At 36.6% G+C, this 15,171-nt stretch carries 14 protein-coding genes; 9 read left to right on the top strand and 5 right to left on the bottom strand.

Annotated features, from left to right (window positions below):
• Positions 1-170: 170 nt before the first annotated feature.
• Entirely contained in the window at positions 171-545 is a 375-nt protein-coding gene (locus tag ACQKN4_RS12940; RefSeq protein ID WP_079562434.1) for a VOC family protein, read from the top strand.
• A gap of 95 nt (positions 546-640) precedes the next feature.
• Here the strand turns inward: ACQKN4_RS12940 and ACQKN4_RS12935 are convergent, their stop codons facing one another.
• On the bottom strand, positions 641-1,387 hold the full coding sequence (locus tag ACQKN4_RS12935; protein ID WP_079562433.1) for a hypothetical protein: 747 nt from the start codon (positions 1,385-1,387) through the stop codon (positions 641-643).
• A gap of 269 nt (positions 1,388-1,656) precedes the next feature.
• Here ACQKN4_RS12935 and ACQKN4_RS12930 point away from each other — a divergent pair, with 269 nt between their 5' ends.
• From ACQKN4_RS12930 to ACQKN4_RS12905, 6 genes are all read left to right on the top strand, one after another.
• The gene (locus ACQKN4_RS12930) at positions 1,657-2,844 is read left to right on the top strand and encodes an acyl-CoA dehydrogenase family protein (protein WP_427483856.1); all 1,188 of its coding nucleotides are present in this window, start codon (positions 1,657-1,659) and stop codon (positions 2,842-2,844) included.
• 13 nt (positions 2,845-2,857) lie between these two features.
• The gene (locus ACQKN4_RS12925; protein ID WP_427483855.1) at positions 2,858-3,727 is read left to right on the top strand and encodes a transporter substrate-binding domain-containing protein; all 870 of its coding nucleotides are present in this window, start codon (positions 2,858-2,860) and stop codon (positions 3,725-3,727) included.
• A 104-nt stretch (positions 3,728-3,831) separates the two neighbouring features.
• Complete coding sequence (locus ACQKN4_RS12920) at positions 3,832-4,539, top strand: amino acid ABC transporter permease (RefSeq protein ID WP_079562430.1); 708 nt, start codon at positions 3,832-3,834, stop codon at positions 4,537-4,539.
• 12 nt (positions 4,540-4,551) lie between these two features.
• The gene (locus ACQKN4_RS12915; protein WP_079562429.1) at positions 4,552-5,253 is read left to right on the top strand and encodes an amino acid ABC transporter permease; all 702 of its coding nucleotides are present in this window, start codon (positions 4,552-4,554) and stop codon (positions 5,251-5,253) included.
• A gap of 13 nt (positions 5,254-5,266) precedes the next feature.
• The gene (locus tag ACQKN4_RS12910) at positions 5,267-6,022 is read left to right on the top strand and encodes an amino acid ABC transporter ATP-binding protein (protein ID WP_079562428.1); all 756 of its coding nucleotides are present in this window, start codon (positions 5,267-5,269) and stop codon (positions 6,020-6,022) included.
• Positions 6,023-6,119: 97 nt separating this feature from the next.
• Entirely contained in the window at positions 6,120-6,371 is a 252-nt protein-coding gene (locus ACQKN4_RS12905; protein WP_427483854.1) for a hypothetical protein, read from the top strand.
• Positions 6,372-6,418: 47 nt separating this feature from the next.
• Here ACQKN4_RS12905 and helD read toward each other — a convergent pair whose 3' ends face one another.
• Together helD and ACQKN4_RS12895 are read right to left on the bottom strand one after the other, a co-directional pair.
• The gene (helD, locus tag ACQKN4_RS12900) at positions 6,419-8,725 is read right to left on the bottom strand and encodes an RNA polymerase recycling motor HelD (RefSeq protein WP_427483853.1); all 2,307 of its coding nucleotides are present in this window, start codon (positions 8,723-8,725) and stop codon (positions 6,419-6,421) included.
• Between the two features lie 1,375 nt (positions 8,726-10,100).
• Positions 10,101-11,291, bottom strand: a complete 1,191-nt coding sequence (locus tag ACQKN4_RS12895) for a coenzyme F420-0:L-glutamate ligase (RefSeq protein ID WP_079562426.1) — start codon at positions 11,289-11,291, stop codon at positions 10,101-10,103.
• A 224-nt stretch (positions 11,292-11,515) separates the two neighbouring features.
• On the opposite strand from ACQKN4_RS12895, the gene ACQKN4_RS12890 reads away from it, so the two are divergent.
• Positions 11,516-12,436, top strand: coding sequence for a LysR family transcriptional regulator (locus ACQKN4_RS12890; RefSeq protein WP_079562425.1), 921 nt, complete (start codon positions 11,516-11,518; stop codon positions 12,434-12,436).
• Between the two features lie 73 nt (positions 12,437-12,509).
• On the opposite strand, the gene ACQKN4_RS12885 is transcribed toward ACQKN4_RS12890, so the two are convergent.
• A complete protein-coding gene (locus ACQKN4_RS12885) occupies positions 12,510-13,391 on the bottom strand; it encodes a LysR family transcriptional regulator (protein WP_079562424.1) in 882 nt (293 codons plus the stop codon).
• A gap of 113 nt (positions 13,392-13,504) precedes the next feature.
• Here ACQKN4_RS12885 and ACQKN4_RS12880 point away from each other — a divergent pair, with 113 nt between their 5' ends.
• On the top strand, positions 13,505-14,524 hold the full coding sequence (locus ACQKN4_RS12880) for a YeiH family protein (protein ID WP_079562423.1): 1,020 nt from the start codon (positions 13,505-13,507) through the stop codon (positions 14,522-14,524).
• Between the two features lie 118 nt (positions 14,525-14,642).
• On the opposite strand, the gene ACQKN4_RS12875 is transcribed toward ACQKN4_RS12880, so the two are convergent.
• Positions 14,643-14,978, bottom strand: a complete 336-nt coding sequence (locus tag ACQKN4_RS12875; RefSeq protein ID WP_079562422.1) for a heme oxygenase — start codon at positions 14,976-14,978, stop codon at positions 14,643-14,645.
• Positions 14,979-15,171 lie beyond the last annotated feature (193 nt).

Genomic DNA, 15,171 nt, shown 5'->3' with positions numbered 1-15,171 from the left:
CATTTTACCAAAAATAAAATAAAAGTTAAGTATTTTATAATAACTGTTTACTATATAGTAAATATCATCAATGGATACTTTAAAATTCTCCTAAAAACGGAAACCGCTAAATGACATATAAAGCTACTTTTTGATGTATACTAATGCTCAAAAGAGGAGGGAATTGTTTCATGATTCGACAAATTGGACAAGTAATGTTGTATGTAAATGATCAAGATACTGCCGTGAAGTTTTGGACAGAAAAAGTTGGATTTGTTGTAGTTGCTGATCAGGAAGAGGGCGGAGTACGCTGGATTGAAATTGCTCCTACTAAAGAAGCTCAAACTACCTTTGTTTTACACAATAAAGAAATCATTGCAAAAATGCAGCCTGACTTAAATTTAGGGACACCATCTATAATGTTTTATGCCGACCATATAGAAGGTCTATATCAAGATTTTCAAGCAAAAGGCGTTAAAGTTGGGGATTTAGTAATGATGCCAATGGGTAGAGTTTTTAATTTTGCTGATCACGAAAATAATTATTTTGCATTAGTAGAAAAATAAGGTTTGTCCTACCTAGAAAAGGCAAGAATCTGTCCAATTTCGATTGCGGAAATCGGGCAAATTCTTGCTTTTTCCTTATATTAGGACATAGTAACTTATTTTAAATCTTCGCCAAAAATGGCTACAGTTTGACGGTCAACGCTAAATTCATTGCCATCCCATTTCAAAATATTTTCTACATAACCTAATCCATCGGCATGAAATCTGCCTGCTATAGCCTGATACGCTAAAATCTCATATATGCCATCTCGTTCATAGTCGACCGGATACAATCCGCTGATTGGATCAACCCATCCTTGAATTGGTTGCTTTAGTGTACCGTCTTGATTATAAATATCTGCTAAATAATCTGGATCTTTGTATTGTAAATCGATGATATATTGTTTTTTTGGATTCATGCTACGCACGGCCACTTTATATTGATTTTGATAATTAACAGTGTATTTAAGCGTATTACTAAACGTTTCTGCATCAAAAATTGAGCGTATTTTCCCGTTTATTGAGGCAAACATTTCGCCGTTGATAATACCGCCACTACCCCCCGTGTCGGAAATAACTAAAATATCATCTAGATGATTCCCGGTAAAGTCACCTAAAAATATAGTTGGGTTGTACCCGACGCTTTGTTTCAGCATTATTTTTTCGAATTGGTGCGTCTGTCCGTAAAATATCGCAAGCGTTAGGTTTTTCCACAAAGGGCTATCTGGTGTTTTATTCCCCATCAAAAGAACAGTTTCAAGTAAGCCATCTCCATTAATATCTCCAAATTTCGTCTGAATAACCTGAGGGGTCATAGGCGAAATAGGCATATTATTTAAGGCCGGATTCATATTATTAGTCATACATGCACCTCTTTCTATAGTGTTAGCATATGCTGTAAATATGGCTTGGTGAAAAAAGAAGATGTGTTAGTAATGACTATAAAACTTATAAAAAAACTTATAATTAACCCATTGACATATTTAAATGTGAAAAGTATCATAAATGTCAACGAATCAGAAAATTCAGTACCACGCATTCTCTTGCTACAAAATGTAGTTGGAGATTTTTTACAACATTAATTCTTAGTAAGTATATATGTTTTATATATTTTGGGAAGAAGGAGATTTTCTTGAAAAATTTATTTGTTAAAACGAAGCAACAACAGTATTGGCTCGATCAGCTAGCATCTATTTCTGAGTCAATAAAGGCTGAAGCTAAAGAAGTAGATGAACAATCTCGTTTTCCATTCGAAGCACATAAACTACTTCTGCAAATTGGTTATCCAAAGCTAACTTTACCGAGAGAATATGGCGGTGAAGGATTATCGGTCTACGATATGGTACTCGTTCAAGAAACGTTAGCGAGCTACGACGAGAATGCTTCACTCTCGCTAGGATGGACATTAGGTGTTGTAGGTGAACTATATGAGAAAAAGCTATGGACAGACAATTTACTAAGTTCGTTTGCTCAGGAAATAAAGAACGGTGCAATTATAAATAGGGCTGCGAGTGAAGCGGCAACAGGTAGTCCAACACGTGGAGGGCGACCAGGAACGAATGCTGTTTCAAAAGAGGCAGGTTGGCTCATAAATGGGCGTAAAATCTTTACGACAGCCTCCCCGGTACTAGATTATTTCTTAACATCAGCGTGGATTGAGGAGAAAAATCAAATTGGTTACTTCCTTATCCATAAAGATGCACAAGGGCTTTCAATTGAAGAAAACTGGGAAATGTCTGCAATGCGAGGCACAAGCAGTCATGACCTAGTGTTAAAAGATGTAGTCGTTCCTACGAATCATTTAGTAGAGTTACCGAGTCACCCAAGTGGTGGAAAAATAAATGGTTGGATTCTACATATACCAGCAACATACTTAGGGATTGCGCAGGCAGCACGCGATTATGCACTGCATTTTGCAAATCATTATCAACCTAATAGTTTAAATGCTCCGATTAGTACATTACCAAATGTGCAGCAACTTCTAGGTGATATTGAATTGAAGCTATATCAAGCGCGCTTTGTACTGTATGGGGTTGCCGACGCTTATGATGACCCAGCTAGACGTGAGCTTTTGGCAAATGAAATGGCAGTTGCTAAGCATACGGTGACAAATTTGGCGATTGAAATCGTCGATAAGGCAATGCGTGTAGTAGGAGCCAAAAGCCTACAATTAACGAATCCATTACAGCGTTATTATCGAAATGTGCGTGCGGGACTTCATAATCCACCGATGGATGATATGACAATTATAAAATTAGCGAGTACAGCAATTGAACAGCAAAAATCGACTGAACATCAATTACAAAACAATGGAGAATAAGGGGAAATGACATATGTTTAAACAAAAGAAAAAGATTTTCCAATTGGCCGCAATCGGGTTGGCTTCACTGGCTATTTTAGCAGGCTGTAATTCAGGTGAAGCTTCAGATAAAGATTCAGAGGATGGCGGGAAAGTACGTACAGTGAAGGTTGCATTTGACCAAGCGTCTAAGCCAATTAGTTATCTAGATGATAACGGAAATCCGACTGGCTACGATGTGGAAGTCATGAAGCTAGTGGATGAACAGTTACCTGACTATAAGTTTGAATTTGTAGGCACGACTAGTGATGATTTATTAATTGGTGTTGAGCAAGGGAAATATCAAGTTGGAATAAAAAATGCCTTCTTTACGCAAGAGCGTACGGAAAAGTTTATTTTCCCTAAAGAATTTTTAGGCTTAAGTAGTGCGGGTTTAGTATTACGTAAAGAGGATGAAGGTGTAAAAACATTAGCCGACTTTGCAAAAAAAGATTATTCATTAGCACCAATTGCTGCGAATAATGCTCAATATACAATTATTGATGAATATAATAAAGCCAATCCAGACAATAAAGTAAAATTACAGGCTGGAGATGCGTTCACTGTCGATGTTGTGCAATGGGTAAATGAAAAACGTGTCGATGGCGGTGTCATGATTGAAGGTCCATTTAAACAACAAGTTTTAGCAGAAGATGGCCCCTATCATAATTTAAAGGATGACGTAGTTTACAACGAATTTTCCGTTATTAAAACATGGCCGTTATTCAATAAAAAGGAACAAGAATTTGCAGATGCTTACGATAAAGCTATAGCAAAAATTAAAGAGCAAAAGAAAACAAATGAATTAAGCACTAAGTTTTACGGTCGAGATTTATTTGAAGTGTTAGAAACCGTGAAGCGCTAATAGGCGGTAGCGGCTACTACCAAATAAAAGGCTGTTGAGTCAGTATACTCAGCAGTCTTTATTCATAGAAATAGAATCTTATAAATATAGAAGTTGGTGAGGAAATGGAGAAGTATTTTGATGCATCATACATTTGGAACTCAATTCCTGTATTATTGCCGTTTTTAAAAGTGACCTTCCTAGTCGCAGGATCTTCCATTGTACTAGGCACAATATTTGGCTTACTATTAGCGGCTGCCAAGTTAAGTTCAATAAAATTGCTGCGAAAATTAGCAAACTTATATACAACGATTATGCGTTGTACACCATCTATCGTCTTATTATTCCTGGTCTATTATGGTGTTCCAGCGTTAGCGGAAAACTTCGGCATAAATCTCCATTCAATTGAAACAGCCATTTTCGTAGTCGTAACGTTCACTTTACAGTTTGCAGCGATTATGTCAGAGGTTATTCGTTCTGCTTATTTAGCGATTGATAAAGGGCAATTTGAAGCGGCTGTTAGTGTGGGATTAACGCCATTCCAAGCTTATCGCCGTATTATTTTCCCGCAGGCACTCGTTATTGCTTTACCGAACTTTGGGAATGGAATGATTGCGTTATTACAAGAAGGAGCGCTCGCTTATACAATCGGCTTAATTGATATTGTCGGTAAGGCAAATTTAATTATCGCAAGTAATATTAATGCACATGCATTAGAAATATATATCGCTTTAGCCATTGTTTATTGGGTGTTGTCGATTATTATCGAAAAATTCTTCTCTATGCTAGAAAAGTTTTTTGGTAAGGGGAAAAAGACATTAGAAACAACGTAAGGAGGCGTAACTGTGAATTATCAATTTTTAGTTGAAACATTTTTTGTTGCATTATCAGGTGTACCTATCGCACTCCTTGTGACAATTGTTGCTATGCTCGTTGCTTTACCACTAGGCTTCCTACTAGCACTAACACGGATCAATAAAATCCCAGTGATCCATCATTTAGCAAAGATATATGTCTCCTTTGTCCGAGGTACACCGATAATCATTCAAATCTTTATTATTTATAGTAGTATTCCATTACTACTTAAAATTATTTTTGAAAAATATAATATTGCCTATGATATTTATAAAGTCAATCCGATCTGGTATGCATTTATTGTCTTCGCATTTAGTACGACGGCAATTTTAATAGAAGTATTTCGTTCTGCTTTAAGTACGATTGATAAAGGTCAGCTAGAGGCAGCTCAAGCAGTAGGCTTAACAACATTTCAAGCTTATCGCCGTATTATTATTCCGCAGGCTTTAGTAGTAGCGATGCCGAATATTTGTACAGCCACAGTCAATCTCATTAAAGCGACGTCTTTAGGCTATGCAATGTCCTTACCTGAAATTACATTAAAAGCTAAAGTAGCTGCCAATGTTGGCTACAATTACGTGGAAGCATATATTGATATTTTCATTGTGTACTTAATTTTATGTAGTACGGTCGAATACATTTTTAAACGATATGAAAAACATTTAAGTAAATTCAAAGTGGCAAAAGCCTAAGGGGTGAACGAGTATGTTAGAAATTAAAAATATCCATAAATCATTTGGTAGCAATGAAATTTTAAAAGGTGTCGATTTAGCCATTGATAAAGGAGATGTTGTCGTTATTTTAGGTCCCAGCGGCTCGGGAAAAACAACATTATTACGTTGCATTAACTTTTTAGAGACAGCCGACCAAGGACATGCGACATTTGGCGATATCCAAGTAGATTTTCAAAATATGAAGAAGAAGGATGTACATTCTATTCGACAACGTGTAGCCTTTGTATTCCAAAACTATAATCTTTTTACGAATAAAACAGCGCTAGAAAATGTGACAGAAGGGCTTATTATAGGACGTAAAATTCCCAAGGCCGAAGCCATTGATATTGGTAGAAAAGCGCTTGATAAAGTAGGTTTATCAGAAAAATATGATGCCTATCCAAGTCAATTGTCTGGAGGCCAGCAACAACGAGTTGGTATTGCCCGGGCCGTAGCGTTGAACCCTGATATTATTTTATTTGATGAACCGACTTCTGCACTTGACCCAGAGCTAGTAGGAGAAGTCCTTCAGGTTATGAAAAACATTGCAGCGGAAGGGACGACGATGCTTGTTGTCACACATGAAATGGGCTTTGCAAAAGACGTAGCCAACCGAGTAATTTTTATGGACGGTGGTGTCGTTGTAGAAGAAGGAAGCCCTCATGATATATTTGTTAATCCGAAAGAGGAGCGCACGAAGAAATTCTTAAAACGTGTTATTCCTGAGGATTATAATTACTATATTTAAAAAAGAGAATCTGCTAGCCTTCAATTGAAGCGTGCAGATTCTCTTCTTTATAGAAAATCAATTATGCTTTGGCATAATAGCGTCCGGAGTCGGCTTTGTGCTTAGGCCTGCAGATGTTTTTTGTGCGAAAGCGAAGCGACAGCAACATGTTTTTGTCTGTGCGAAAGCGAAGCGACAGCAACATGTTTTTGTCTGTGCGAAAGCGAAGCGACAGCAACAACAACAACAACAACAACAACAACAACACGAGGGACGACACGATGTCGGTCATTTCGGTAATGCCATAGGACGTGGTGTCCTTAGACTGAGTTCCTCTATTTCAGCTGATGTTTGGACACCCGAAAAGTAGCTTAAATCCGCATTTATCTCACCACCTGGGAACTTCGCTGAAATAAGTTAAAGCTTTAAAAAATGTGTTAACTCATTAATGGAATAGATATGCAATTCGTGCATAGCTCGTGTACAAGCTGTGTAGAAATAATTACGTTCTGTTTCTCTAGAATAAGTAGCTGCGGAAGCATTGTATATTAAGACAGCGTCGAATTCAATTCCTTTTGCCATATAAGCAGGCAACAGTAAAATACCTTTTTTAAATTGATTTGTATGATGGGTAATGAGCTGAATATCTACTTGGTCTTTCATTTGATCAAAAACCTTCGTACACTCTTGCTCTGTTTTACAGATGACTGCAATTGTTTCAAAATTTAGGGACAAGCTGTTAATCTTTTCGACAAGCTGTTCGATTAAATCTATTTCATTCGAAACAATCGTGATAGTCGGTTCGGGACCAGTTCGATTAAAGGCCTCTACTTTTACGTCCTCATGTAAAATCTTTGAAGTAAGGTGAATAATTTGTTTTGTTGAGCGATAACTTTTCGTTAATATTATTTTTTCTGCTTGTTCACCATACAATTGTGGCGTCAGCAGTGAAGGGTTTTTAAAGGTATGAGGATGGATAGTTTGATGTCCATCTCCTAATATAGTCATACGTGCACGTGGGAATAATTGTTGTAATACAAATAGCTGAAATGGAGAATAGTCTTGTGCTTCATCAACTAAAACATGACGAATCATCGTATTTGTTCGTTGACCTTCTATTTTGTCCTGCAAATATAAAAATGGAGCGGCATCTTCATATGAAATAATGCGCTTTGTTAAATTAGGGAGCGTTTGTTGACAGATTTCTTCCCAATGGTCGGGTAAAAAGTTCTGTAATTGCTGATGAATAGTATTGTTCATATCAAACAGTTGACGATAAATGCCTAACAAATGAACGAACTTTAATTGTTTCACAGATTGACGAAGTGGCTTGAGCTGTTTTTTGACAATTTGGATGGCTATTTTTTTGCGCTCTTGCTCAAAATCATCAAAGGAGTTTTCTGAAAAGCGACCTTCGTGTAAAAGATCACTATAGGTTTTTGTATATTCTTCAATGTCTAACAATTCACTAGCTTCTTCTACCCAGTCTTTCGTCCGTTCTGTCTTTTCAATTTTCGATAATTGTTGTAACAACCATTCTTTCACTAACTGCAGTCGATTTGGGATGGGAATTGTCGCATTGAACGAATAAAAATACTCAGCAATTTTTTGCGCTGTAATAATTCTTTCTCCTCGAAAAACAATGTTTTTAAATAGCAAACCGTCATTGGCAAGGTACTCTATATATTTGTCCATCAATTCTCGATATTGGAGGCTAGCTTTGAAAGAAATAGTAGTAAGCTTCGTTTGGTAGAGCAAGTCATCTTTCTCTGTTAAAATTGACTCCAATTGCTCGTAAGGATATTCCAATTGGAACTGTCGACCTAAACGTTTTGTTGCATATTCGGAGAAGGTTAATTGCTGCATATTATCTTCACCTAAATCCGGTAAAACGGTATGGACATATTGATTAAAGAGCTGATTTGGTGTAATCAATAAAATTTGATCAGCAGTAATTTGGTCTCGATAATGATACAACAAATAAGCAACACGTTGGAGAGCAACAGCTGTTTTTCCACTACCCGCGACACCCTCTACGATGAGATAAGGCGTGTTAACATGTCGAATAATTTTATTTTGTTCGGCTTGAATCGTTGCTACGATGCTGCGGATATGTTCATTTGCATTTTGAGCGAGAATATCGAGTAATAAGTCATCACCAATTGTTAATCCTGTATTAAACATCGATTGCAATTGACCATTCTTAATGATAAATTGCCGCTTTAAAAGCATCTCACCTTGAATGCCGTCGGTCGCCGTTTCATAAGTGGCTGGGCCAGGGGTGTAATCATAATACATACTTGATATAGGGGCTCGCCAATCATAAATTAGTATGTTTTCATTCTCTTCATCCATTAAGGTTGCTACACCGATATAAATCTTTAAAGGTTCGTTTTGCCCATCCTGTAAAAAATCAATGCGAGCAAAATAGGGGGATTGCAGTAAACGGTCATAAGTTTTTACATCCTTGATGGCACGTTGCTGAGCATGTTGAGAATCGGATAAGAGCTCCGCCTGTTGTTTAATAGCATAATAAGTTTCGTCTATATCCTCAGGAGTATCTAAATTCACTCTGACGTCATCCCAAAAGGTTTTCTTTAATGTTAAAACATTGTTTCTAACATCCTTTTCCTTTTGTAGTAACTCCTCCTTTTTGTGACCAACTGTATTTAAACAAAGAACAAGATACTGATTTTCTTCTGTCCGTTCATATTGCTTTTCCAATGTTACTCACATTCCTTTCAATATGGATTATTTATTATTTAGAATCGGGAAATTTATCATACAGCTAGTTAGGAAAGAAGTATAGTCTAGTAATTTTGGTAAATTTATGATATAATAAAATTATAAAAGAAAATCAGATTTTTAACAAAAAGACTGCTCCGAAAAAGTTGGGGCAGTCTTTTTTGTATCCGTATTTATCTATTTGAAAAGGAGTTACTTTTATGAATATACTCCTAAATTTTGGTATGAAATTATGTATATAAGTTGAGTGAGGTTATTCGACCCCGTGGGGTTCAACGTCACAGATAAGACTATGGAGCGAGCGTTATGACTAAAGCGGCTTATAGGATGCCCTATAGAAAAGCGCTTAGTCGAAATGGGAATCAACCTTGCGTTATGGTGATTACCTAGTGTTTCTTCTATATCATTTAGATCATCGAAAATTATTCTCGGTATTTTAAAGTTAACTTGATGATTAATATTGATAAGTAAGAAGAATAGTCGTTAATCCCAGAAAAAGAGCTTTTGTAAATGATATAGACATTTGGTGGGGGCGAAAAATGAAGGTGATATTTACAGTTTGGTACCTGAATGTGGGGAGAGTACGTTTGTTAAGGGGCTAACGAAAAGCGAAAACACACATATTCTTTCAAGGGATGCTATACGTTAAGAGTTTTTTTGGAGGTGCTGCAAGATAGAAATTACGAATGGTATTCTATGTTTTGTGTGAGCGTTTGAATGTGGCTAAAGGTCAATTTGTGATTGTTGATGTGACAAATATCGAACGGGGATGAGGGGTATTTAATATAGGTAAAATGTATGTTTTTTAGTAAAATTGATGTTGTGATTTTGATGAAAGAAATATGATGTTATTATCAAAAAAACAATAAATAGAGAGAGGGGATTCGATAGTAATAATGGGGGAAATGAGCAGGAATATAGAGTTTCCAATACTGGGGGAGGGGATGGAAAGGTTCATATTGCGCACGAAGGGAGCTTGTATGAATTCTCAAAAGAGTAATATCCAAAGTCGACGCACCAAAGAGGAGCTTTATATATATATGAATGAAAACAGTCCAATATGCTGATTTTTGATAGAACTTAGAAAAGTTTGTGAGAAAGGATCAAGTTCGAACAAGTGAACGTTGGCTAAACGAAAAAGAGACTCCAAATCATTTGAAATAAGTATGATGTGAAAAGGGAAGTAAAACAAACGGAAAATATATAATATATATGAGGAAGTAAACGGTGGCAGTGTGTCTCTTTAGAGAATAGGGATCCATAGGTTCGATTTCTGTTATCCGCATAAAATAAAATGGCATACTATATAAAAAATGAACGCCCAAACGATAATGGGAGTTCATTTTTGTAGCTGTTATTTTGTATAGTTATCGAAATAACCTTGGATATAAATCATCGGTGTTCCTTTGTCGCCTGAACCTGAAGTTAAATCTGAAAGAGAGCCGATTAAGTCTGTTAAACGACGAGGCGTTGTACCTTGAGCGGCCATTTGCCCAGTTAAATCTTCATCTTTGTTTTGGATATACTCAGAAATTGCTGCTTTTAATTCTTCGCCGCGAAGCTCTGAAAAATCGTTATCTGCTAAGTATTTTAGTTTTACTTCGTTTGGTGTGCCATCTAATCCGGCTGTGAAAGCTGGAGAAACAACAGGGTCAGCTAACTCCCAAATCTTGCCCACAGGATCTTTAAAAGCACCATCACCGTAAACCATTACTTCAACTGTTTTACCAGTAGCTTCTTTGATCTTTGCTTGGATGCCATCAACGATTGGTTGGCAAGTATGTGGGAATAATTTTACGCTATCTTCAGTAGCTTTATTTGAACCAAGTAGACCATATTCGGCATTAAAGCCAGAGTCGTTATTAGGCTCAGATAAAATATTATCAAGACTGTATACTTTTTCAGCACCATTTGCCGTTAAAATACGTTTTGTACGTAAACGTGTATGAATATCACATGTTAAAACGCTCTTCGTAAAATCTAAAATTGTTTTTGGGTTGTTTGAAAAGATAACTTCACAAGACGCGCCTTCAGCTTCGATTAGTTCTTTATAATATTCAATATAATCTACGCCTGTAAATGTATGTTTTTTATAGCCGAAATGCTCACGGAATTCAGCCTCAGTTAAAGTATCTGTCCAAGGATTAATCCCTTTTACATCTAGCTCATCGATATCAACTAGGTGGTTCCCAACTTCATCAGATGGATAGCTAAGCATAAGAACAACTTTTTTTACACCTTTTGCAATACCGCGTAAGCAGTTAGCGAAGCGATTGCGGCTTAGGATTGGAAAAATAACACCAACAGTATCATCACCAAATTTAGCAGCTACGTCCGCTGCGATGTCATCGATGGATGCATAGTTACCTTGTGCACGCGCTACGACAGATTCTGTTACTGTGACGATGTCGCGATCTTCAATTGAATAGCCTTCAGTCTTTGCTGCGTTTAATACTGTATCAACAACAATTTGCTCAATATTATCGCCTTCGTTAATAATTGGACCACGAAGACCTCTTACTACTGTACCAACTACACGTTCCAAAATAATCTCTCCTTATTAATAGATAAATGTATGATTAATAGTATGCCTCGGCATAATTACGTCTGGAACCGGCTGTGTTTCATAAAAAACTCCTTGCCGATTCTTTTTCGCCTACTGAAAAAAGTTAAATATTGTGAAATTAAATCAATATGGTTTTACTATACGCCTCTTTAATGATATAAGTAAAATTAATAGTTTGTATAATAGCTATAAGAGGTGCTTATATGATAGGGAAATTAGATTTATATCGAGTTTTTAGTATTGTTGCTAAAAACAATAGCTTTTCAAGTGCTGCTAAAGATTTATATATGACTCAACCAGCTGTTAGCCAAGCTATGATGCAATTAGAAAAGGAGCTCGGCACACGCCTTTTTAACCGCACACCTAAAGGGGTGACGTTAACAACTGAGGGCAGCCTTCTGTATGAATATACAAATTCAGCATTAGGCCTTTTAGATGCTGGCGAGGAGAAGCTGCTGGAATTTAAAAATTTAACAACAGGTCAGTTGAAAATTGGGGTAGGGGATACAATTTCTCGTTTCTTTTTAATGCCTTATCTAGAGGCGTTTCATACGATGTACCCAAATATAAAATTACAAATGTTAAATGGAACGACTTCGGAAATTTGTAATTTTATTAAATCTGGTGAGGTTGATATAGGACTTTGTAATTTTCCGATAGAAGATCCGACATTACAGTTAACCACTTGCACGGAGGTTCAAGATATTTTTGTATGTGGTGAGAAGTACAAAACGTTGGCTTCAAAAAGTATAAGCTTTGAGGATTTGCTAAAATTTCCACTTATTTTTTTAGAGAAAAAATCAAATTCAAGAAAGTACGTAGAAGATTACTTATTTGCAAGAGGAATCCACATTGAACCTGAGTTTGAGCTTGGTTCACATGATCTAGTGCTTGAATTTGCACGAAGTAATTTAGGGATTGCCTGTGTAACGAAAGAATTTTCAAAGGATTATTTGCAACGAGGCCTTTTATATGAGCTAACATTAACAGAAAGTATTCCAACACGAAGCATTGGCATGTGTTATTTGAAAAGTGTGCCTTTATCTCGAGCAGCGTTGAAATTCGTAGAAATTATTGAGCAAAAGCAGGAGCGTAAACGTATAAACCCAAGAACTTTAAAGTGAGACCTCACATAGTATATTTCCTTCGACACATAATAGCTTTTCAACAACAAGAAGCTTAGCGAATTACTAGTCGCTAAGCTTTCTTTAATAATGCCTCTATAAGAGTGTCAACATTGCGTTTGTTTTTCATTGTAGGTGAGTACAAATAAGAAAATGTTCGTGTAAAATGTTGATTTTCGAGAGGTAAGATTTTTATATCATTATTTTTTAATTCACGCTCAATGACACTAGCGGACAGTAATGAAAGTCCAAGCCCTTGAATCACGCTTTCTTTCACACCTTGATTACTACTAATAGTAAGAAGTGAACGTACTTGGAGCCCGTTTGCTCTAAATAAATGATCTAAGTAATAACGTGTGCCAGAGCCATCTTCACGTGCAACCCAATTTTGCTGCTGTAAGTCCGCAACCGTAATAGTTGGTACCTTTGCAAGAGGGTGATTACTCGCACTGACAATAAATAATTCATCTTGCATAAACGGATGAATAATAAGTTCATGGTCATGTGCCTGTCCTTCAATAAGACCGATATCGACTTGTAACAATTTTGTATATTGAATGATTTCTTTCGTATTGCCAATAATAACTTGAAGCTCTAACTGAGGGAATTGCTGTTGTAAGCTAGCTATAATAGGAGGCAAAATATATTCGCCAATTGTAAAACTAGCCCCAATCACAAGCGTCCCTTGAATTTCATGATGATAGGTTAAAATATCTTCCTTTGCTGCTTCCGCAATGGCCAGCATCTGTTTAGCTCGTTTATATAAAATTTCTCCAGTTGGGGTAATTTGTACAGATTTTGGTGAACGGATAAACAAGGTCGTTTGAAATTCTCGTTCTAAGTTTTTAATGTGTAAACTGACACTCGGCTGTGAAATATGAAGTATTTCGGAGGCTTTCGTAAAATTATTGATCTCCACCAGTGTGATAAACGTTTTTAAAGCATCGTACTGCATATCATCACTCCTATCATTAGAAATATTAATAATTGCCATTATATATATGTATTTTACTGATGATTAACTTTCTAATAAAGTAATAATCATCAAGGATGAAAGAAGTGAACAACATGGATAATGGCCAACGTAGGTTAAAAAGTTTCCTGGCCCCAGCGTTTATGAAGGGGATATTGTTGACACTCATTATTGCCTTAGTGGCGAAGTATATTTCGACATTTCCGTTCTTCTCAATATTAGGGCAGCTTGTCATTGCCATTATATTAGGTATGGCTTGGAGAGCAACCTTTAAGGTGCAGGATTCATGGCAAACAGGCATCACATTTTCAAGTAAAAAATTATTACGCCTCGGCATTATTTTATTAGGTATGCGTTTGAATTTAATGGATATTTACAATGCTGGAACGAGTGTCTTCCTTATTGCGTTTATTAATCTAGTATTTGCTTTGCTGGTTGTATATGGCTTAACGAAGGTATTTCATGTCGATAAGAAGCTCGGCATATTAACAGCTTGTGGCACAGCTATTTGTGGAGCTGCTGCCGTCGTTGCTATTGCTCCTCAAATTAAAGCAAATGAAAAAGAGACAGCAGTGGGCGCAGCGATTGTTGCATTATTAGGGACTGTATTCACATTAGTCTATACGGTGTTATACTCAGTATTTAACTTAACTCCTACTGAATATGGTATTTTTGCGGGAGGCACTTTACATGAAATTGCTCATGTTATTGCGGCAGCCTCTGCTGGTGGGAATGAAGCAATTGATATGGCGGTTATTGTGAAGCTAACACGTGTCGCATTGCTTGTACCAGTAGCCATTGTCATCGGTATTTTATATCGGAGAATTGACAAGAGGCAGGAAAAGGAAGGATTTTCATTGTCGATCATTCCATGGTTTATTCTCGGATTTTTAGCGATGAGTGCTATTAATTCGTTAGGGATTGTACCAGCTAATGTAGCGCAAACATTTGTAAATACCGCTTATATTTTAATAGGGATGGCGATGGCCGGACTAGGTTTAAATGTAGACATAAAAACATTTAAACAATTAGGTGTAAAGGCGTTTATTGCCGGACTAATCGGTTCGGTTTGTTTATCAATACTTGGATATGTTTTAGTTATTTTCATGCGATAAAGTATTAAAAAACCTGCATTTTTAAAAATGCAGGTTTTTTTTAGATAGAATCAGAAGATATGTTAGTTATTATCCCGCTTCCTCGGTAATAGTGAGGATAGGAGATACAAATTAAAAGTTAGCGTAATGCTTCAATTGAAGAAGCTAATTCAGCTATAACTATTTTGCTACCGATCATTGGACTGTTTTCAGGTTTTCCACCCTCAGAGCTTTGTCCAGGACGGTGATGTGCCGCAGCGAATGCATCGCTATTACGCCAAGCTTGGAAATGCTCCTTCGTCTCCCAGTACATATTGACGCTCATTTCGTCATAAGTCGGATCATCAGTTGAAATTAGTACCTCTACTTTATGGAAGCCTTCAAACTGTTGTAGAGGACCTGGTTTTGTAAAGTTCGGTGCCATTTTTGCAGCAAATCCCGGTTTGACTTGAATACGATTTGTAACAATAATCATGCTTTTCCCCCCTAATCATTTTTAGTTAATAAAATCTACTATATGAATGAATTATCAATGATTATCATTCGCAATCAATGATAATTGTCTTAGGAAGACATTGTCAATAGATTTAAATTGTAAATAGCTCGATATTTGAAGTGTTGGATCCATACATGGAAATATACTTCGCTATAAGAATGAACAGACGCAC

Source organism: Lysinibacillus sp. NPDC093692, from assembly GCF_050280125.1.
Taxonomy (GTDB): domain Bacteria; phylum Bacillota; class Bacilli; order Bacillales_A; family Planococcaceae; genus Lysinibacillus.
Note: the sequence above shows the minus strand (reverse complement) of the source record. Positions and strands in the feature narration are given on the sequence as shown.